This is a genomic window from Kothea flammea (assembly GCF_052161645.1).
Lineage (GTDB): Bacteria > Planctomycetota > Planctomycetia > Pirellulales > Pirellulaceae > Laterigemmans.
This window is the reverse complement of sequence record NZ_CP197414.1, coordinates 6,695,504-6,716,333: the sequence shown is the minus strand read 5'-3', so window position 1 is coordinate 6,716,333 and position 20,830 is coordinate 6,695,504. Positions and strand designations below refer to the sequence as shown.

Annotated in this window: 18 protein-coding genes; 11 read left to right on the top strand and 7 right to left on the bottom strand. The window is 55.8% G+C overall.

Annotated features, from left to right (window positions below; all coding sequences use genetic code 11):
* Nucleotides 1-248 precede the first annotated feature (248 nt).
* The 3 genes from SH139x_RS25060 (at nucleotide 249) to mqnC (ending at nucleotide 3,152) form a co-directional block, all read left to right on the top strand.
* Entirely contained in the window at nucleotides 249-1,007 is a 759-nt protein-coding gene (locus tag SH139x_RS25060; RefSeq protein ID WP_488352475.1) for an RluA family pseudouridine synthase, read from the top strand.
* Between the two features lie 190 nt (nucleotides 1,008-1,197).
* Complete coding sequence (locus SH139x_RS25055) at nucleotides 1,198-2,010, top strand: menaquinone biosynthetic enzyme MqnA/MqnD family protein (protein WP_488352474.1); 813 nt, start codon at nucleotides 1,198-1,200, stop codon at nucleotides 2,008-2,010.
* 2 nt (nucleotides 2,011-2,012) lie between these two features.
* Complete coding sequence (gene mqnC, locus SH139x_RS25050) at nucleotides 2,013-3,152, top strand: cyclic dehypoxanthinyl futalosine synthase (protein ID WP_488352473.1); 1,140 nt, start codon at nucleotides 2,013-2,015, stop codon at nucleotides 3,150-3,152.
* A 21-nt stretch (nucleotides 3,153-3,173) separates the two neighbouring features.
* Here the strand turns inward: mqnC and SH139x_RS25045 are convergent, their stop codons facing one another.
* The 4 genes from SH139x_RS25045 to SH139x_RS25030 form a co-directional block, all read right to left on the bottom strand.
* A complete protein-coding gene (locus tag SH139x_RS25045; RefSeq protein ID WP_488352472.1) occupies nucleotides 3,174-4,196 on the bottom strand; it encodes a zinc-binding dehydrogenase in 1,023 nt (340 codons plus the stop codon).
* A 9-nt stretch (nucleotides 4,197-4,205) separates the two neighbouring features.
* Nucleotides 4,206-4,895: an orotidine 5'-phosphate decarboxylase / HUMPS family protein gene (locus SH139x_RS25040; RefSeq protein WP_488352471.1), complete on the bottom strand. Its 690-nt coding sequence runs from the start codon at nucleotides 4,893-4,895 to the stop codon at nucleotides 4,206-4,208.
* A gap of 144 nt (nucleotides 4,896-5,039) precedes the next feature.
* Nucleotides 5,040-5,417, bottom strand: coding sequence for a hypothetical protein (locus SH139x_RS25035; RefSeq protein ID WP_488352470.1), 378 nt, complete (start codon nucleotides 5,415-5,417; stop codon nucleotides 5,040-5,042).
* A 39-nt stretch (nucleotides 5,418-5,456) separates the two neighbouring features.
* The gene (locus tag SH139x_RS25030; protein WP_488352469.1) at nucleotides 5,457-5,936 is read right to left on the bottom strand and encodes a hypothetical protein; all 480 of its coding nucleotides are present in this window, start codon (nucleotides 5,934-5,936) and stop codon (nucleotides 5,457-5,459) included.
* 254 nt (nucleotides 5,937-6,190) lie between these two features.
* On the opposite strand from SH139x_RS25030, the gene SH139x_RS25025 reads away from it, so the two are divergent.
* The 8 genes from SH139x_RS25025 to SH139x_RS24990 all read left to right on the top strand — a co-directional run bounded on the left by SH139x_RS25025 (nucleotide 6,191) and on the right by SH139x_RS24990 (nucleotide 16,247).
* The gene (locus tag SH139x_RS25025) at nucleotides 6,191-8,164 is read left to right on the top strand and encodes a DNA topoisomerase VI subunit B (RefSeq protein ID WP_488352468.1); all 1,974 of its coding nucleotides are present in this window, start codon (nucleotides 6,191-6,193) and stop codon (nucleotides 8,162-8,164) included.
* A gap of 12 nt (nucleotides 8,165-8,176) precedes the next feature.
* Complete coding sequence (locus tag SH139x_RS25020; protein WP_488352467.1) at nucleotides 8,177-9,337, top strand: DNA topoisomerase IV subunit A; 1,161 nt, start codon at nucleotides 8,177-8,179, stop codon at nucleotides 9,335-9,337.
* A 429-nt stretch (nucleotides 9,338-9,766) separates the two neighbouring features.
* Entirely contained in the window at nucleotides 9,767-10,303 is a 537-nt protein-coding gene (locus tag SH139x_RS25015) for an REP-associated tyrosine transposase (protein ID WP_488352466.1), read from the top strand.
* 191 nt (nucleotides 10,304-10,494) lie between these two features.
* Nucleotides 10,495-10,989 carry a DUF427 domain-containing protein gene (locus SH139x_RS25010; protein WP_488352465.1) on the top strand — a complete coding sequence of 165 codons (495 nt, stop codon included), beginning with the start codon at nucleotides 10,495-10,497 and terminating at the stop codon, nucleotides 10,987-10,989.
* A 29-nt stretch (nucleotides 10,990-11,018) separates the two neighbouring features.
* Nucleotides 11,019-11,753 (top strand): ATP-binding cassette domain-containing protein, encoded by a 735-nt coding sequence (locus SH139x_RS25005; protein WP_488352464.1) that lies wholly within the window; start codon nucleotides 11,019-11,021, stop codon nucleotides 11,751-11,753.
* Entirely contained in the window at nucleotides 11,750-13,264 is a 1,515-nt protein-coding gene (locus SH139x_RS25000) for a glycine betaine ABC transporter substrate-binding protein (RefSeq protein WP_488352463.1), read from the top strand. The genes SH139x_RS25005 and SH139x_RS25000 overlap by 4 nt, the downstream gene beginning before the upstream one ends.
* Nucleotides 13,265-13,407: 143 nt before the next feature.
* Nucleotides 13,408-13,953, top strand: a complete 546-nt coding sequence (locus SH139x_RS24995; RefSeq protein WP_488352462.1) for a PepSY domain-containing protein — start codon at nucleotides 13,408-13,410, stop codon at nucleotides 13,951-13,953.
* A gap of 251 nt (nucleotides 13,954-14,204) precedes the next feature.
* Nucleotides 14,205-16,247, top strand: a complete 2,043-nt coding sequence (locus SH139x_RS24990; protein ID WP_488356088.1) for a S46 family peptidase — start codon at nucleotides 14,205-14,207, stop codon at nucleotides 16,245-16,247.
* A gap of 116 nt (nucleotides 16,248-16,363) precedes the next feature.
* Here the strand turns inward: SH139x_RS24990 and SH139x_RS24985 are convergent, their stop codons facing one another.
* From SH139x_RS24985 to SH139x_RS24975, 3 genes are all read right to left on the bottom strand, one after another.
* Nucleotides 16,364-18,244 carry a 6-phosphogluconolactonase gene (locus SH139x_RS24985; protein WP_488352461.1) on the bottom strand — a complete coding sequence of 627 codons (1,881 nt, stop codon included), beginning with the start codon at nucleotides 18,242-18,244 and terminating at the stop codon, nucleotides 16,364-16,366.
* A gap of 94 nt (nucleotides 18,245-18,338) precedes the next feature.
* Nucleotides 18,339-19,760: a DUF58 domain-containing protein gene (locus SH139x_RS24980; RefSeq protein ID WP_488352460.1), complete on the bottom strand. Its 1,422-nt coding sequence runs from the start codon at nucleotides 19,758-19,760 to the stop codon at nucleotides 18,339-18,341.
* 11 nt (nucleotides 19,761-19,771) lie between these two features.
* Entirely contained in the window at nucleotides 19,772-20,707 is a 936-nt protein-coding gene (locus SH139x_RS24975; protein WP_488356087.1) for an AAA family ATPase, read from the bottom strand.
* Nucleotides 20,708-20,830: the final 123 nt, after the last annotated feature.

The following is a 20,830-nucleotide window of genomic DNA, read 5'->3' as shown; positions in this document are numbered from 1 at the left end:
ACGAACTTGCGCTCGCGAGGAAACCGAGTTAACAAATTTAGAGCAATGATTTCTTGCTGTCGCTCTTGACCAATACGTAATGCAGAATAAAACAGGCAGAACGAGAGACTCGTGTAGGTGTCGCGGAAAAACTGTTCCAGCTTTTCTCGCACCTCGTGGCCGGGGTCTCTCGTTTTTTTTTGCGCCCCCGGGATAAACGAATCCCGCTGGATGATAATTCTTGCCCGGGTGGCGAACGTAATGGATGGATGGCGAACTTGATGGAACCCGTGGATATCGAAATTCTTTGGCAGGATAACCTGGCGCTGGTGGTTAACAAACCGGCTGGGTTGTTAACGCAAGCCCCCGCGGAGATTGCATCCCTGGAGTCTCGGCTGAGGGCGTTGCCCAACCTGGGTACTTACTTGGCTTTCGCTCATCGCATTGATCGTCCGGTTAGCGGAGCTGTTTTGGTTGCCCGCAACGTCCGCGCCGCCAGGCGTTTTGGCGAACAGTTTCAATCACGCAAGATCGGCAAAACGTATCTCGCCATTGTCGCCGGCCAAGTAAAACCATGGACCGGTGAATGGATCGACTGGATGCGGAAAATTCCTGGCCAAGCGCAAGCTGAAATCGTTGCTCCCGATGCGCCCGGCGGCCGCCAAGCAATCCTCAACTATCAAGTCATTCAATCGCTCTGCTTGCCCAATGGACAGCCGGCCAGCTTGCTGGAGATTGAACTGCAAACGGGCCGCATGCATCAAATTCGCCTGCAATGTGCGGTTCGTGGTTTTCCCCTGCTCGGCGATGCACTCTATCAATCACCGCCGCAGCAATCACCGCCGCAGCACCCTTTCGGAACAGAAGCCACTTCGGATCGTGAACGTCTAATTGCCCTCCATGCGAGACGCTTGACCTTTCATCATCCCAAGACGGGTGTCCGAACCACGGTCACTGCGCCGCTGCCGCAGTACTGGTTCTCGAATGTCGAGGAACTATCTTTGAGCGGGGAATCTGAGGCCAGTTAGCCGCTCGTTGCCAGGCTGATAACCTCGTCAAACCAGTGGGTCGGCCGTCTGGCGTAGCTAGCCGACGCGTTATTGGGCATACTGGGCGTTGGCACAGCCAGTTACCGCGGTTTTTTTTGGGCGGTTTAACAACTGTGGCAGACAACGGGTCGTGCGGGAAACTGGAAAGCGAACGAGAAAGCGAAAAATCATGTTACGCGTTGGAGCTGTTTCCTACCTGAACACCCGACCGCTGGTTTGCGGTTTGGCCGAGCGTTTGCGTGACCAACTCGATCCGACCGCGGAGTTGATTTTCGACCTTCCCAGCCGGCTTGCCGATGGACTGGGGGCGGGCGAACTGGATGCTGCTTTGATTCCCGCCATTGAGTATTTTCGCGACCCGTCTTACCAGCTAGTTTCCAACGCCGTGATTGGTTGTCGCGGGCCGGTTTGGAGTGTCCGTTTGCTCAGTCGGTGTCCCGTCGAGCAGATTCGCACGTTGGCATTGGATGAGGGGAGTCGTACCAGCCAAGCGTTGGTGCGGATTTTGTTGTGGAACCAATTCGGTCTCAAACCCGAGCTGCGTCCCTTTCCGATCACCGCCTCGGCTGATCAGATTGACGCCGACGCGTTGTTAATGATTGGCGACCGCGCGATGCATCCTCCCGTGGGGACTTATCAGGAGATTTGGGACCTTGGCGATCGTTGGTGTCGCTGGAGCGAACTGCCCTTTGTGTTTGCCGTGTGGGCTGCCCGGCCTGATGTCGATACGATCGCCTTGGCTCCCGTGCTGGAAGCGGCTCGCGATCAAGGCTTGGAGCAGTTCGAAGCGATTGCTCATCGTGAAGCGGGACCGCTGGGGCTGACGGTCAGCGACTGTCTGACTTACTTTGCAGACAACTTGCACTTTTATTTGGGTGCGGGTGAACGGCGTGGGTTGGAATGGTTCCGCCGCCATGCTACTGAATTAGGATTATTGGGCGGAACCGCCTCGAATGCTGACGAAATTTCTCAGGTGAATTGAAGATGAGCGTGCGACATATTTTAGATAAAGCGATCGACGGCCAGCGGCTAACACCAGACGACGGGTTGCAGCTGCTGCAAAGCCACGACTTGACGGCTATTGGCGGGGCGGCTGACGAAGTTTCCCGCCGCTTGCATCCGGAAAATTATCGCACCTACAACATCGACCGAAACATTAACTACACCAATATCTGCACGGCGGTTTGCGACTTTTGCGCGTTTTATCGCGGTCCTAAGAGTGATGAGGGTTATGTGCTCTCGCGAACCGAACTGCTCGATAAGGTTCGCGAGACGGTCGAACTTGGTGGCAACCAGATTTTACTCCAGGGTGGCTTGCATCCGCATTACAAGCTGGAGTGGTACGAGGAGATGCTCAGCGACATCAAACGCGAGTTTCCTGAATTAAATATCCATGGCTTTAGCCCGCCGGAATACCACCATTTCACCAAGGTCAACAAATTGCCTTTGAAGACCGTGCTCGAACGGTTAAAGGCAGCCGGCTTAGGGAGCATCCCCGGCGGCGGTGCGGAAATTTTGGTCGATCGCGTGCGGGCGGAAATTACCCGCGGTAAAGTGATGACCGATGATTGGCTGAACGTGATGCGGACTTGGCATGACATGGGAGGCATCAGCACCGCCACGATGATGTTTGGGCATGTCGAGACTTTGGCTGAGCGGATCGAACATCTGGAGCGGTTGCGGCAACTGCAAGACGAAACGAAGGGATTTACCGCTTTCATTTGCTGGACGTTCCAGCCCGACAACACGGAGATGTCAGAGCTGCCACACGTCGGCGCTTTTGAATACCTAAAGACCCAAGCTGTCGCTCGACTTTACCTCGACAATTTCCCCAGCATCCAGTCGAGCTGGGTTACGCAAGGGTTAAAGATTGGCCAGTTGGCGATGCTCTATGGGGCCAACGACATGGGCAGTTTGATGATTGAGGAGAACGTCGTTGCCGAAGCGGGTACTGTCCACTTCTTGACGCTCGATCAAATCCGCGCAGCGATCGAAGAGTTAGGGTTTGAGCCTCGGCAGCGGGATGTCTTTTATCAGTTGGTTCCCCCCGAGCAAGAGATGAAGGCAGTCCAGGCCAATCGCCAACGTCCACCTCAGCAGCTGGTGGAAATCGGCGCTAATTGACAGTTCTCGCGAGCGTGTGGTCTAAGTCACCAGCAACGCTTTGGCGATCGCGCCAGAGTGCATGGTCTCGAACGCTTCATGCCAGTCTTCCAGCGGCCACTGGCCGCCCACGATTTGTTGCACGTTGAGACGCCCCGCGGCGAGCAGGCCGAGCACCCGTTCCCACATTTGCCAGTTGTGGCTGAAGGAACCCTGTAGCGTGATGTTCTTTTGCACGAGGGGATCAAGGGAAAAGCCGACGGGATCACGTCCCCAGCCGACTTTGCTGATCCAACCACCGGGACGGACCGCGTCGAGAGCCAGCTTGAGCGTTGCCGAGACACCCGCCGCGTCGACCACGCCGTCGACTCCTAGGTCGTCTCGGGCGAGGGCCCATTCCAGGATATCGCCAGTAATGGTTTCACATCCGAACTGTTTGGCGATTTGCAACCGCTCCGCATCGCTGGGTAGGCCAGCCACCGCGACTTCGGCTCCCCGCAGGTAGGCAATCGCTCCGCACAGCAAACCAATCGGTCCCGGGCCGATCACTAACACGCGATCGCCGGGCAAGATGTCGACTTGAGCGGCGGTCGCCGAGTAGGCCACGCAGCACGGTTCGGTCAGCGCCGCTAACTCCAACGGCAATTCATCGGGTACGCGATGCAGACAGCGGGCCGGGACGCGAACAAATTTGGTCATTGCTCCGTGCACACCGTACCCGAATCCTTTGCGGCTCGGATCGAGGTTGTAACGACCGATTCGCGAAAGAGGGCTTTGCGGGTCAATCACAGCAGCCGTTTCGCTGCAGACGCGATCCCCGGGTTGCCAGCCATTCACGCGTGAGCCGACTTCGACCAGTCTGCCGGCGAACTCATGCCCCAGCACGACCGGATAATTTACCGGCCAAGAATGCTGGCCTTGCCACTGGTGCAAATCGCTGCCGCACACTCCCACGGCGGCGACTTCCAGCAAGCAATCTTCGTCACCGATTTCGGGAACGGCCAACTCCTCCAGACGCACGCTGTGGGGAGTGGAACTGTAATTGACAACCGCAGTCTGTTGCATCGAAGTCGCCTAGTTGGAGTTACCGTGAACCGCGTCACAAATCTTTTTCAAAATAGCGGGGAGATCACCAGCGGCTTGTGCAAAGCGATCGCTATCGATCGCCAGCGGCGCGCCGATCACGACTAGCGGGGCGCCGTACTGGGGTGTGGCAATCGCTTGTTCGATCGACAGCCCACCGACCGCCTGGACCGGAATGTTTACCGCCTCGACCACCTCTCGCAGTTGATCCAGAGGCGTGGGAGCACGTTCACCGCGCGCGGCGATCCCCCGTCGTTCGTCGTAACCAATGTGGTGCACAATGAAATCGCAGCCCAGTTGCTCGAGTTCCCGAGCGGCAGCCACCATGTCGGGGCAACCTAAGTTGTCCCCCATCACCTTGGCACCAAAATCTTTACCAGCCTGCACCACGCAGCGAATCGTCTCCGGATGGGCGCGGGCCATCACGACCACGTGCGAAGCGCCCGCTTTGGCCATCATCTCGGCCTCCAAATAGCCACCATCCATCGTCTTCAGATCGGCCACGATGGGCACCTCCGGAAACCGCTCACGCAATCCTGATACGGCTCGCAAGCCCTCGGCTAAGATCAGCGGCGTGCCCGCTTCGAGCCAATCAACACCGGCGGCAATGGCCAGCTCGGCCGTTTCAATGGCCTCAGCCAAATTGGTGAGATCCAACGAGATTTGCACGATCGGCCGCATGGCAATCTTTCCGTGAGCAGGAGGGGGGGAATCAAGCGAATCGCTCGTGGAGAATTCGCCAGCCCCTCAAGATAGACCGCGACAGGCACAAAAAAAAGCGGACTCGCCGTCGCGAGCCCGCTTTGCAGATTTCCACTTGCTAGCCTACCAAGGCCCGCGAACGTAATAGATTCCAAACTGATCCGTGTGACTCGGCCAATGCGGTGTGGGGCGGAATCCGCCCAACCCACCATACCCGGAGCCTGGCGCTTCCATTCCAAACTGATGATGGATCGGATACATCAGATTTTGGCTGACGCCCCAGGAAAACTGGGTTCGCATGTGAGCGGTCGGCGGCACAACCAACGCAACCGGCGCGCGGTATTGCTGGTTGTAATAATTACCGTGCCACGAGTACGTGGATGCGGCTTGTTGGGCCCATCGATTGGTGGCGCCCCACGGATCGCCAGCTTGAGCCTCCGACGCGGCAGAGCAGGCGCAAGCGACGGTTGCTGCGGCGATCAAAAAAGTTTGCTTGATCATCAAAAAACACTCCCGGAGTGACTGTGTACCAAAGCTGCATCAGCGGGGAATGCGAAGCCAGTTCCAGTAAACGTTTTCGACCGTGGTCCGCACCGGTGGTGCGTAATAGGTCGCGCGTGTGCGGTTAAGCCCGCGTCCGCCGTCGTAATGGTTGTGGTAGCGGTCCTTGTGCCAATACAAGTAATGCTCGGGCTGCAGCGGCTGGTAGGTCATGAACGTGTGCCCCACATTGGGTGGCACCGGTACCGGGGAAAGGTACATTTGTGCGTTGACCGCGTTGCTGTAACCCTGCGTATAATAATTATGGAACAGATGTGGGTGCCCGTAGGTCCTGCCACCCCCAATCATTCCCGCTTCTCCGGTGGAGCCGCAGTTACCATTGGCACAATCGCCCCCAACGGCCTCGTCGGAGACAACTTGGCTGCTGACAATAAATTCCTGAGCCGCAATCTGGTCGGCCGTTGTCGCAAGCGCCAAAACGGCTGCCGCGACGGCTGTAATGCGAAGCGAAAGACGCATGACGCTCGTCCCTCCGTGGTCGAATGTCCGAAATTGAGATAAAAGCACTGCTGTGCAACCCTAGATTTCGGTCATCGCCAGTTCGCCCCGCCAGCCATTCTTGTCCGCATCCCCAAGTCGGTGTTTAATTCCCAGGCTTACCTCAATTGTCGTCTGGGTCAGATTGAGAAAAGTCGATACAATCCGCAGCAATGGAAGTTGACCCGCTGGGGGCCCGAGCCCTGAACACGAGATAGAAACGCCCGAAGGAGAAGATGGCGACTGCAACCTCAAACGGTAAGAACCGCCGCTCGACCGCCGAAGCAATGGCCAAAGGTCAGCGAGATATTTCGGTCAGTGAATTTTTTGCCAAGAACAAGCACCTGCTTGGCTTTGATAACCCGCGGAAAGCCCTGTTAACGACCGTTAAGGAAGCCGTCGACAATTCGCTCGACGCTTGCGAAGAGGCGGGAATTATACCGGTGATCTGGGTTCAAATCGACGTCACCCACTCGGGGCGATTTCGTATTTCCGTACAAGATAACGGTCCCGGGATCGTTAAGAAACAAATCCCCCTGATCTTCGGGAAACTGCTCTACGGCTCGAAATTCCATCGTTTGCGGATGAGTCGTGGACAGCAGGGAATCGGCATCAGTGCGGCTGGCATGAACGGCATGTTGACCAGCGGCCAGCCCGTGCGGATTGTCAGCAAAGTGTCGGTGCGCAAACCCGCGCACTATTTCGAATTGCAAATAGATACCAAGAAGAACGCGCCGCAGATCATCAATGGCCGGGGCGAGGGGGTCGATATTCCGCCCGGCGAAAAGGGTGTCAAATATATCGCCGACCACGGAATTGCCTGGGAAACCGAGATCGTCCACGAAGATGGCACGGTGGCACCAGTCACCCACGGTACTCGCGTGGCGATCGAGCTGGCCGCGACCTATAAACGGGGCCGGGGCAGCGTCGACGAGTATCTAGCGCAAACGGCAATTGCCAATCCGCACGTCACCATCCACTACCGTGACCCCGACGGAAATAGCACGTCGTACTGGATGAGTGCCGCCGAGTTACCGGCGGAGGCGAAAGAGATCAAGCCGCACCCCTACGGCATTGAACTGGGCCACTTGATCGCTTTGCTGAGCGAAGATCGTAAGAACTCGATTGCCCAGTTCTTGCGTCAATCGTTCTCCTGCGTCACGCCCGCCGTGGCGGCCCGCGTCTGTGCCAACGCCAAGATCAGCACGCGGGTGACGACGGCCAAGATTGGTCGCGAGCAGGCCGACCAGCTGTTCAAAGCGATGCAGGAAACGAAAATTCGCCCCCCTTCGACCGATTGCGTCGTGCCGATTGGCCGCGAATTGCTGCTCAAGGGGCTGAAATCAGTGGTGCCTGGCGAGTTTCACGATACCGTAACTCGACCTCCGGCCGTCTACCGCGGTTGTCCCTTCCAGGTCGAAGTCGGCATCGCCTACGGAGGTGCTCCGCAAACTCAAAAAGTCGCTTTTGACGAACTGGAAGAGCTGGTCGGGCAGAGCGACGCTCGCACCTTGCGACAGTTTCTGATCAATACCTTCTCGGGGCTCGGCTCCGATACCGCTGACAAGATTCTCAAGGAGACCGCGCTGCCTACGCGGAAAAGCCCCGCCAATCTCAAGTCCAGCGAACTGAAGAAACTGCACGCTGCTTTGCATGAGATCAACATCAGTGAGGGCCAGTCGTGTCAAGTGCTGCGGTTTGCCAATCGCGTGCCGCTGCAATTCCAAGGCGGCGCTTGTGCGATCACCCAGTCGGTAATCCAAACCAATTGGCGGTCTTATGGCATGACGCAATCACGCGGCAATTTGCCCAACGGACCGATTACGATTATCGCCCACATCGCCAGCGTTTGGGTTCCTTTCACCAGCGAATCAAAAGAAGCGGTGGCCAACTATCCGGAAATCGAAAAAGAACTCCGCTTGGCCCTGCAGACGGTTGGCAGATCGCTGGCTTCGTTCATGCGGAAGCGAAATACGATTCGCCAACAAGCTGAACGGAGAAGCGTCTTTCTTCGTTACCTGGGTGAAGTTGCCACGGCGGTCAGTTCGATCAACGGCGCGGATCGCGACACCGTTTATCAGCAACTCTTAGAAGTCGCCAAGGAAAAAACTTCCGATGCCGATGTGCGGCTCGATGAATATGGCAAGGTCATCCTCGATGAGGTGGAAGCCGACGAGTTCAGCGACGATTTAGCGACCCAGATTGAATAACCGGTTACCATTATGGCTAAGAAAAAAACAAATCCCCGTATTCGCAAGCAAGTCAAAGCTGAAGTTCCAGTCGTGCTCACGCAACGCGACCTGGATACCCAACAGCGGCTCCGCGAATTGGCTGACGAAGTCGTCAAACGGGCCACGAAGAAACAAGATCCTCATCTCAACATTCCTTCGCGGACGTTGTCCAACGCCAAGTACAATCGTACCAAGCGTTACATCGAAATGGGGAAAAAGACCAACCGTCGAGAATTGTTTAATTTGCACCAAGCCAAATCGTATATGCAGACCATGTTGGTCGGCAGCGGTTGCACGCAATTGATCAATCAAGGCAAGACGACCAGCATTCGGGGGTTGTACTATCTGTTGAAACACACCATCGACAAAACCAAAGAGGAAACGTTCAGCGACCAAAGTGAATCGGATACGGTGATTGAGGATCTCGAAGTGCTGGCTGGTGCGCTGCGAGAAGAACTGCACCTCTACGCGCAAACAAAGGGTTCGATGGTTGGCCCGATCACGCTCAACGACTCGGGGGATGTGATCGATTGCAGTCGCATGGGCTCTGGTGGATATTCTATTCCCTCGATTGTTGAACCCGAACGGATTGAGTTTATCAAGTGCGACGCGGACTTTATCTTGCATGTCGAAAAAGACACGGTTTGGCAACGTTTTAACGAAGATAAATTCTGGCGAGATTATAATTGCATTTTGACGCATGGTGGTGGGCAACCACCACGCGGCGTGCGGCGACTGTTACATCGTTTGCACTCCGAGCTGGAACTTCCCGTTTATTGTTTGCTTGATAATGACCCCTGGGGATATTACATCTACAGCGTGATCAAGCAGGGAAGTATTAATCTGGCTTTTGAAAGCCAGCGGATGGCGATCCCCGAGGCACGCTTTTTGGGGATTCGCAGCATCGATTTGGAACGTTGCGATCTCGACCACAACGTGACGATCAAGCTCAGCGAGAATGATCGTAAACGCGCAAAGCAAATTGCCAAGTACCCTTGGTTCGAGCACAAAAAGTCATGGCAAAAAGAAATTCAAAAGATGCTCGACAACGGTTTTAAGCTGGAAGTCGAATCGCTGATTTCCAAAGACATCAGCTATGTCACCGAAGTCTATGTGCCCGATCGTTTGGAAAGACAAGACTGGCTCGATTAGCTCATTCCCTCATTCCCAGGCTCCTGCCTGGGAATGAGCTGCTCCTCAGGCTCCCGCCTGCTGCGCTGCGGACCGAGTCTGCTAAGATGGGGACACCGGAGGCGGGAGCCTCTGCGCAGTGCGTTACCAGGCAGGAGCCTGGGAACGAGCTGGGACACCGGAGGCGGGAGCCTCTGCGCAGTGCGTTACCAGGCAGGAGCCTGGGAACGAGCTGGGACACCGGAGGCGGGAGCCTCTGTGCAGTGCGTTACCAGGCAGGAGCCTGGGAACGAGCTGGGACACCAGAGGCGGGAGCCTCTGTGCAGTGCGTTCCCAGGCAGGAGCCTGGGAACGAGCTGGGACACCAGAGGCGGGAAACTCCACGGCAGTGCGTTACCAGTCGCGGCGCTGGGAACGGGTTTTTGCAACTCCTGATTAAGGCGGAACGAAATGTCTCGTTCGCGATATCGCTTTGGTGATGAACACTACCCGCACTTTATGACAGACACCATCGTGGCTTGGTTGCCAGTGCTTTCACACCCCGAGCTTACCCAAATTGTTTTTGATAGTTGGCGGTTTCTGCAAAGGGAACGCAAAATAGACATACTAGCGTTCGTTGTAATGGAAAATCATCTTCATTGGATTGCTGTTGGTCCTCAACTGCCCAAGAGAGTTGGTGAGTTTAAGTCATTCACTGCAAGTTCAATCGTTCGCAAAATGAAGGAATTAGGCTTCAAAACCCTCTTACAAGAATTGAGCTATTATAAACTCCGTCACAAAGTCGATCAAAACTATCAAGTCTGGCAGGAAGGTAGTCATCCGAAAATCATCGAGTCGGATAAAGTAATGTGGCAAAAGCTGGAGTATATTCATAATAATCCTCTGCGACGCGGCTATATCGAGGATCCGATTCATTGGCGATACAGTAGCGCGAGGAACTACGCTCAATTACCGGGAATAATTGACGTGTGTACTGATTGGATGTAGCTCATTCCCTTGTTCCCAGGCTCCCGCCTGGGACTGAGCTGGGACACCGGAGGTGGGAGCCTCTGTGCAGTGCGTTACCAGGCAGGAGCCTGGGAACGAGCTGGGGATATCAGGCAGGAGCCTGGGAACGAGTAAACACCGCAGGCGAGAGCCTGGAGACGAGCAAACGCAGGCACTTAGGAGACGCAACTATGGTCAAACCGATAAAGCCAGGGCCTGGACAAGAATCGGTGTGGGACTATCCGCGACCACCTCGACTCGAAGCTTGGCCGGAAACCGTGCGCGTGGAGTTTGGTGGCGAGGTGATTGCCAGCTCGGATCATAGTCTGCGCATGCTGGAAACGAGCCATCCGCCAGTCTTTTACATCCCGCCGAAAGACGTCAAGCTCGGCTTCTTAGTCCCCTCCGGCAATGGCTCGACGTTTTGTGAATGGAAAGGGATGGCCAAATATTATGATATCGTCGTCAATGATCGCGTCGCGGCCGCTGCTGCTTGGGCCTACCCGCAACCGGTCGCCAAGTATGCCGCGCTGCGTGGATACTTGGCGTTCTACTCGAATCGCGTCGATGCTTGCTTTGTTGGTGAGGAAAAAGTTCAACCTCAAGCAGGTGACTTTTATGGCGGTTGGATAACATCCATGATTGTGGGACCTTTCAAGGGTGCTCCCGGGACACGCGGTTGGTAAGCAACAGATCTGGTGCTGGAGAACTTACTATGTTCCAATTTTCCGCGGTCTCGAAACAGTATGGATCGCAGTGGGCGGTTGATGGTGTTGATCTAACATTTCGTCCCGCCCAGACAACCGTTTTGTTAGGGACAAGTGGTTGCGGGAAATCGACATTGTTGCGGCTGGCCCTAGGGTTGGTCACGCCAACGCACGGGGATGTGCTCTGGCAAGGCGAAAAAGTTAGCCAAAATCAATGGCTTTCGCTGCGCCGCAAAGTAGGTTACGTCATTCAACGTGGTGGCTTGTTTCCCCACATCACCGCCTACGAAAACGTCGTGCTGGTCGCTAAGTATTTGCACTGGTCGCGAGCCAAGATAGCGCAACGTGTGACCGAACTGGCTGAGTGGATGCAATTGCCCCACGATCTGCTGAATCGTCCGCCCGCCGGCATGTCGGGTGGCCAACAGCAACGCGTTGCCCTCATGCGGGCCCTCATGTTGGATCCCGAGGTATTGCTGCTCGATGAACCGCTGGGTGCTCTCGACCCGATTGTCCGCGCGGACATGCAGACCGAACTGCGGGAGACCTTTCGCAAATTGAGCAAAACGGTGGTGCTAGTCACACACGACTTGCGAGAAGCCCAGTATTTTGCTGATCGGGTTGTGCTCATGCGGGGCGGACGTGTTGTTCAAGAGGGAGCTTACCGCGAATTAGTCGAACAACCGGCGGACCCTTTTGTGACAAAGTTCATCGAAGCCCAAGCCTTTGAGGTGGCAGGTTGATCCGACTCGCCTTGGCCGCCATGCTGATTCTGGTCGTGGCTTGGTTTCCCCTTGGCCGGTCGACGGTAGATATCCAGATTGGCTCGAAGAAGTTTACCGAATCGGTCGTGCTGGGAGAGATCCTGCAGCAGTTGGCGAGAGCCACCGATTTGCGTGCCGATCACTATCGCGAGTTGGGAGGCACCCGCTTGGTATTCGACGCGTTGCTACAGGGGGATATCGATCTCTATCCCGAGTACACCGGTACGATTGTGGAGGAGTTGTACGCGGGTAGGGAGCTGAGCTGGGAGGAGATTCGTGCTGATTTATCCAGGCAGGGCATCGGAGTGACGGAGCCACTTGGTTTTAACAACACGTATGCCATCGGGATGCTTCGCGCTCGTGCCGAGGCGTTAGGCATCACGCAGGTTTCGCAACTCCGCAAACATCCTGACTTGATCGGCGGCATGAGCAATGAGTTTATCGAGCGGGCGGACGGCTGGCCGGGGCTGCGCGATCATTATTCACTGCCGCAACGCAGCATCTTAGGAATGGATCAAGATTTGGCTTACCGCCAGCTGCAATCGGGCGCCATCGACTTTATGGATGCTTACAGTACCGATGCAAAGTTAGTCGAATACGATATTGTTACCCTGGAGGACGACGCTGATTTCTTCCCCCGCTACGACGCGGTCACTTTGTATCGTCAGGAAATGCTCGCAGCTTTCCCCGACTATCAAGATCGATTGTTACAACTGGAAGGCAAACTCTCCGCGGAGCAAATTACGCAGATGAATGCGGCGGCTGAATCGCCGCAGGCCAACGAGTCCGATGTTGCCGCCGCTTTTCTGCAAAGCGAATTTGGGTTGCGCGTGGAAGTGCAGCAGACGAGTCGGGGGAAGCGGATTTGGCAACGCACTGGCGAACATTTGAACCTCGTCCGTCAATCATTACTGCCGGCAATTCTGCTGGCCATTCCCCTGGGAGTGCTCGCTTGTAAATTGCCCACGCTGGGCCAAGTGATATTAGCCGTTGTCGCGATCGTGCAAACTGTGCCAGCCTTGGCCTTGTTGGTGATGTTGTTGCCGATCACGGCTGCACTCGGATGGAGCGGTGTGGGGGTTGGCTCAGCTACGGCCGTGACTGCTTTGTTGCTCTACAGTTTGTTGCCGATCGTTCGCGCCACGCACGCTGCTTTGGGAGCGATTGAGCCACATTATCTGGAAACGGCGCAAGCCTTGGGGTTACCCGCCCGGGTCAGGCTGTTGCAAGTCGAACTTCCTTTGGCGCTGCCGGGGATTTTGGCTGGAATCAAAACGGCCGCGGTGCTGAACGTGGGCTTTGCAACGCTCGGCGCGCTGATCGGTGCTGGGGGGTATGGCCAGCCGATTCTGAGCGGCATCCGGCTGAATGATACCTCACTGATTTTGGAAGGCGCCGTGCCGGCAGCCGCATTGGCAATCGCGGTGCAGGCGCTCTTCGCTACGTTGGCTTGGCGCACTTCAGCACGTCACCCTCTGGTGAACCAATAGACGTAAACAGAGCCACTTGAAAAAGCACGCGGTAGTTTATCTCGCGACCTTTTGTCGTTCCTTTCGGTTAACTATGATGGGGCGGGCAGAAGCTTGAGGAAGCCTATTTTCATCAGAGCCGTGCGAATTTTCCCGAGTGATTCATGCATCGTCTTTCGCGTCTGGGACATCGTTGGGGGAGTATCCTCATTTCCCTGCCATTATTGATTGTGTTGCTGTCAGGATTGGTGCTGCAGTTAAAGAAACAGGTGGCCTGGGTCCAGCCGCCGACCATGCGCGGCACTCCAGATGGCCAGATGTTGGGCTGGGACGTGTTGCTGGAGGCCGCTCGTGGCGTGCCGGAAGCCGAAGTCTCCAGCTGGGATGATGTCGATAGGATTGACGTTCGCGTTGGACGAGCGGTTGCCAAAATTCGCGCGGTGAACTCCTGGGAGGTCCAGGTAGACCTGACCAATGGCGAGGTCTTGCACAGTGCTTATCGCCGCAGTGATTTGATTGAGGCGATCCATGATGGTTCTTGGTTCGGAGGGGATGTTGCCAAGCTGGGGATCTTCCTGCCCTCGGCGATTGTTTTACTTGGTCTGTGGTTCACGGGTGTCTATTTATTCGTGATGCCCATCATGAAAAAACGCAGCAACCGCCGCGCGCGGGCCGATCGTATACGCGAGAAACCCGTCGCCTCGATATAAGTCTTTCAGTGATATCAGCCGTTGATCGCTAGCTCACGGTTCCGAGGAACCGGAGGCGAACGCGCTGCGGCTGGTTTCGTTTTGTTTGATGACTTTTGCAGCGGTGCTTAAAAATATCTCCCCCGCGTTATCGAGCCAGCGAGGATTGATATACTGCGTGAAGTAGCTGAAAGTTTAATCAAACACCCCCATCACGGTACTCGGCCATTCGGCCGCACATGGAGTTTGTTTCTATGAAGTCTTCGCTAGCAATGCTTCTTATTTTCGGTGTCGTTACCGGTTCGTTGAGTATTCCGCGGCTTGCTCGTGGCGACGAGGGCATGTGGTTGTTCAATGATTTACCGCGAAAAATCCTCAAGCAACGCCACGATTTCACGGTCGATGAAGACTGGGCGGAGCATATCATGCTGTCCAGCGTGCGATTTAACTCTGGCGGTTCGGGCTCGTTCGTTTCCAGCAACGGCTTGGTGCTGACCAACCATCACGTCGCTTCCGATACTTTGTTTAAGCTCAGCACCCCCGAACGCAATATCATGGAAGCAGGCTTTTTGGCCCGCGAACTGGGAGAGGAATTACGCGCTCCCGATTTGGAGTTAAACCAATTGGTGGCGATTGAGGATGTCACCGAGCGAGTTTCCGAGGCTGTTAAAGGGGATATGAGTATCGAGGACGCGGCCAAGGCTCGGCGGGGACGCATCGCCGAGATTGAAAAGGAAGCTCTCGACAAGACCGGTTTGCGAAGCGATGTGGTGACGCTCTACGGCGGGGCTAAATATCACTTGTATCAATACAAGAAATACACCGACGTGCGGTTGGTCTGGGCACCCGAGACGAAAGCCGCTTTCTTTGGCGGTGATGCGGATAACTTCGAGTACCCACGTTACAATCTCGACGCCACGTTGGTGCGAGTTTACGAAGATGGCAAACCAGCGAAGATCGATCACTTTCTGCAGTGGAGCGACACGCCGGCCGTGGCGGGTGACTTAGTCTTTGTCTCCGGAAACCCGGGTAGAACTCAGCGTATTTTCACCGTCGCAGCACTCAAATATCTGCGCGATGATCGCTTGCCATACGTGCTGGATTTACTGCGCCGTAAAGAAATTTTAATGCAGCAATTTGGCTTGGAAGGCGCCGAGGAAAGTCGTCGGGCGCGGGATGAACTGTTTGGTATCCAAAATTCACGTAAAGCTTACACGGGGATGCTGGCAGGGCTGCAAGACCCGAAAACGATTGCCGAAAAGATGCGTCGCGAGCAAACCATTCTAAAGGCGCTCGCGGACAAACCCGAGCTAAGAACGTTGGCTTCAGCGTGGGAACAAGTTGCCGAATTGCAAGCCGAGCAACGCAAATCGTTGGGTGAGGTCACCTCGCTCCGCTCGCGGCTTTATGAAATCGCAGAAACGCTCAATTTGATGGCTGCCGAAGATGCCAAACCAAACTCCGAGAGGTTGCGTGAGTTTGGCGAAGCGGGGCGAGAATCGTTGTTGCGCGATCTGCTCAGCGAAGCCCCAATCTACGCCGATTTAGAACGAGTAAAATTGGCCGATGAACTGGCCCGCTTGGTCGAATCTCGCGGTGGAGATGACGAACTGGTCAACCAAATTTTAGCCGGTAAAGGGCCTGCCGATCGGGCTACCGAGTTGATCGGCGGAACCCAACTGGCCGACGTCGCCATGCGGAAAAAATTGGTTCAGGGCGGAGTCGACGCGATTAAGACCGCAGAGGATCCTCTGATCGCCATCGCCCAATTGATGGAGCCAATTTACCGTGAGGCGCGTCAGCATAACGAAGAGGTCAGCGAGCAACTTCGCCAAGCTTACGCCCGCATCACCGAAGCCACCGTCGCCGTCGAGGGGACCGACACCTACCCCGATGCCACCTTTACGCTGCGTTTGGCGTTCGGTGTCGTTAAAGGGTACGTTGAGGATGGCGAAAAAATTGAACCGACGACTGATTTCGCCGGGGCTTACCAACACGCCAGCGAACACGGCAACGTCGACGATTATGAGTTGCCTGAGTCCTGGATGGAAGCCAGGTCCGAAGTGGCGCTCTCCACCGATCTAAACTTCGTTTGCACCGCCGACATTATTGGCGGCAACAGCGGTAGCCCGGTGGTCGATCGCGAGGGGCGTTTGGTCGGTCTGATCTTTGACGGGAACATTCAAAGTTTGACCGCCGATTATCTGTATACCGACACGCAAGGGCGCGCGGTATCAGTTGCCGGCGTCGGGATTTACGAAGCGCTCAAGTCGATCTATAAGGCGCCCGAATTGGCCGACCAGTTGGGGAAATAAAGACCTGAGCGGCCTCGTTTGCCGACGCGCTGATTGGTCACTTGCACCCGTCTCCCGCGAGCGATCGCCGGGGACGGGTTTTAAGCACGCATGTAGAAATAGTAGCCCAGGTCGAGCTAGATTTGTTGACCGTCCCAGCGGGTGAAGGCTTCCAAGGCAAAGAACTCGGGCAAGCCCAGTTGGTTGTAACCATCCGCGGTGCCCGTGTTTCGATCTTCAGCCCGTTCCCAAAATTCTCGCGGGTCGCTGCCGGGAAAGAGAGCCTCGTCTTTTTGGCTTTCGTGCATGAAGATCGCTTTCCGTTTGAGCTCGATATCGCTTGGGGAAAGCGGCACGGCAATTTCGATTTCATCCAAAGCGTATTCCTGCCAAGCACCGCGGTAGAGCAGCACATCCGGGACAGGCAGCCCTTCGTTTTGGAGTTCGGCGATGGCCCGAAAGACCGCATCGGCACAAACGCGGTGCGTGCCGTGCGGGTCAGCCAAATCGCCAGCCACGAAAGCGATGTCGGGCTTAACCTCGAGCAATAAGTCGCGAATGATGCGGACGTCATCTTCACCGACGGGACGCTTGGCGATGGTGCCGGTGCGGTAGAAGGGAAGGTCCAAGAAGTGTAAGTCTTTTTCGTCACAGCCCACTTTGACCGCCGCCGCACGAGCTTCGCTCCAGCGGATCAGCCCTTTGATTTTTTGCAACGCTTCGACATCGGGCTGACCAGGCTGTTTGTGCTTCAGCCCTTCGTGGACTTGTCGTTGGATGTCGGCACTGCCGGCCACATCGATGCCAAACAGTCGATGAAATTCAGTGACTAAGTCAACCACTCGTTCCGCATCATGATCAAAGACAGCAATGTTACCGCTGGTCATGTAGGCAACGTGGGTGCGGTGTCCATCTTCGATCAAGCGAATCAGGGTGCCGCCCATGCTGATCACGTCGTCATCGGGATGCGGGCTGAAGCAGAGGCAAGTCTTGGGTTCGGTGCCAGCCGGATGATATTCAATCGTGGCCATCATCCATTTGAAAACGCGTTGAGCCAACTCCTGCGCGGGCCCATGGTGACGAAGTAATTGATGCAGATCATGCTCGCGAAAGTCGTCATCGCTGAGCTTCAGTAATGCTTTGCCGGTTTGCCGACAAAGCCAGAGCACGGCGCGTTTGATATTTTGTTCGTTCCACTCCATTTGCCCCAGCGCCCACGGCATCGCCACGCCGGTCAATTGGCGAGCTGCTGGCACATCCAAAAAGACCTCGGTATGAGGGTGCTCTTGCAAGAAGCTGGCCGGCACACGATCGGTGGCCGGTCCCTCAAAGGCTTGGCGGACCAACGGAGCTTTGTGCTCCCCCAGGGCGAGCACGGCCAGGCGACCGGCTGATAGAATAGTTTCCATGCCCATCGTGACCGCTTGCAGGGGCACGTGCTCTTCGCCGAAAAAGTCGCTGGCGGCAGCCTGCCGGGTAACGGGATCGAGCGTGCAGAGCCGCGTGCGACTGCTGCGGATGCTGAACGGTTCGTTATACCCAACGTGACCATTGCGACCGATCCCGCAGACCACAATGTCGAGGCCACCAACCGCTTCGATTTCGCGTTCATACTCGCGACATGCCGCCTGAATTTGGCTCAATGATCCATGGACGTTCGGCACCCGCACCGCGTCGAGCGGGATGTTTACGTGATCGGTCAACTGGCTGGCGATCCACCGCCGGTGACTCTGCGGACCGTCTTCCGGGAGACCAATGTATTCGCCCATGAGGAAGATCAGGACTTGGGAAAAGTCGAGCCCTTCCTCACGATGCAAACGCACTAATTCGCGGTAGGTGTCGGCCGGCGTGGAACCGGTCGCCAGTCCCAACACGGTCCTTTGTCCCAAGGCGGTGTTCTGAGCGATGGTTTCGGCAATGATGCGAGCCACGTGCGCCGCTAACTGAGAAGCACGTTGAAACACAAAAGCATCCACGGAGGTGCCGTGGACTGGTTGAGCGATGGGGGCCGTAGGCATAGCTGGAAAAGTGGGAGGGGAGTGGGGGAAAACTCGAAAACGGCAACGCACGAGCCCCCAAGTTAAAGCAGAGAGGCCGCCGCGAACAGGAGGACTAAAGCAAGTGTTTTGCCTTCACGCGAAGGTATTCGTTCACCAAAGGGGCGGTCATTTCGTCAGGGAACACGTCCAGCACCAAGCTACCGCGATGGCGAAGGTCGCGAATCACTTGATCTCGCCAACAGAGAATTTCCGCAGCCACCGCGGCTCGGTACATTTGATCGGAGGAGCCCCCAGGGTGATCGGCGGCGGCGAACATTTGCCGGTCTCGCAGTAGCACGCCGAGTGGCAAATGACGACCGACGATGTTCCCCAAATAGTCGACGACCTGCCCCGCGTTGACTTCGTCAATCAAGTTAGTCATGAAGACGACCAGCGTGCGACGCTTACAATGATTTGAGAGGTGCAAGAACGCTTGGTCATAACGACTTTCGACCAGCCGCGGATATTGATTAAATCCAGCTTGCAGCAAACGATTCAATTGGTTGCGACCACCGCGTGGTGGGATGTAGGCGTGGACGGCATCCGAAAAGCAAAGCATGCCCACCGAATCGCCCTTTGATAATGCCACGTAGCCCATCATTAAGGCCGCGTTGAGCGAATGGTCCAACAAGGAGAGCCCTTCGCGCTGGTTGGTCATCATGCGACCGCAGTCGAGCAGGAAAATCACCCGTTGGCTCTGGTCCGATTGGAACTGACGAACCGTTAATTTGTTGCGCCGCGCCGTGGTTCTCCAGTCGATGTGCCGATAATTATCGTCAGGCGTATAGTCGCGGAGTCGCTCAAAATCACTGTCTTGACCGATCTGACGTGTTCTGCGAACGCCGATCAAACTGAGCCGATCGGTGCGGGCCAGCAACGCGTATTCGGAAAGTTGCTGCATGTCGGGATAAACATTGACTTGGTTCTCCAGCGGCAACACGAAATGCCGTCTCCACAACCGCAACGCGCTGAGCGATTCCACGTACACGTGCTTCAAGAAAAAGGCACCCCGCACCATACCGGTTACGCTGCGGGCAAAAGTGACCTTAGCCAGCGGCGGTAAATACAACCTATGTTCGCCGGGAGTCGCCACGAATGATTCTGGCAAGTCATCGACAACGCGACCGCGAAAGGTGCGGCCCGTTCGATTGAGCAGGGTCAGTTCGCTGCGGTTGGCGACGTTGATCGATGTGGTCCGCGGAATGTTACGTTCTACCCTGAGGCCTTCCCCCACTTGGCGATGACGCGGTAAAGAGAGAAAGTCGGCAACCGCAATCACGACTAACAGCCCGTCGACGAGCAACAACGGCGCGAGCAGGCCGCTCCAGCGGACCACCAAAAATCCCATCGCAATCGGGATCACGCTCAACCAAACCAATGATAGGGATGGAAAAGTCCGCGTTCGCCAAGCCGCCAATAACAACGGTAGAGCGAGTGTTACCAACAGCAACCAAGGTGCCGCTAGCAGCCAAAAAGTTGGTTCAGAATCACCCATGATCACGACGGCTAATTGCGAGGAACTTCGACAGAGCGAATCAGAGTTAGCAGTTCCTCATCAACGTTCTTGCCTTCCACTTCCGCTTCCGCAGTCAATTGCACGCGGTGACGCAACACGGGCAGAATAATTTCAACAACGTCATCGGGAACCGCAAAGTCGCGTCCGCGAAACGCGGCCAATGTGCGGGAAGCTTGCATCAAGGCAATCCCGGCTCGCGGGGACGCACCGATATAAAAAGCGGGCCAGGTTCGCGTTAGCCGAACCAGTTGGTTGATGTAATCCAACAGGCTCTCTTCAATCCGCACGGTGCCGCAAGTCTCCACCGCGCGGTTGATGACTTCGGGGTTGGCGATCACCTCGATTTCTTGTTCCAAACGATGGTTTAAATCAAGCTGCATGGAATGCATGCGGAGAATATCGGCTTCCTCCTGAACGGTGGGGTAATCAACTCGCAGTTTAAACATAAAGCGATCGAGTTGGGCTTCGGGAAGGTTGTAGGTGCCTTCGCTTTCCAGTGGATTCTGAGTTGCCATCACCAAGAAGGGTCGCGGTACTTGATGGCTGGTACCATCAATCGTCACGCGATACTCCTGCATGATTTCTAACAAAGCGGCATGCGTTTTGGCGGGGGAGCGATTGATTTCGTCCGCCAGCAACAGTTCCGTGAAGACCGGGCCGGGGCGGAACTGAAAAGTCGAATCCCTGACGTCAAAGACGGGGGCTCCGGTGATGTCCGACGGCATTAAGTCGGCCGTAAACTGAATCCGCCCGAATTGGCAACCAAGCACGCGTCCTAAACAACGAACAAACAGTGTTTTGCCCAAACCGGGGACCGACTCGATCAATACGTGCCCGCCGCTGAACAGTGCCGTCAGTGTTCCCAACACCAACTCCTCTTGGCCGACGTAAATTTTTCCGATTTGTTCACTGATTCGCCGATACAATTCACCGACCTCGGCGACCGCTGGCGTTTGTGTTTGCGTATCCGACAACGTTACGTTCCTGATGGGGGATGGCTTGAGGATTTGTTGTTTAAGTGCGTTAACACAATTAGTTGCTTTTCGACA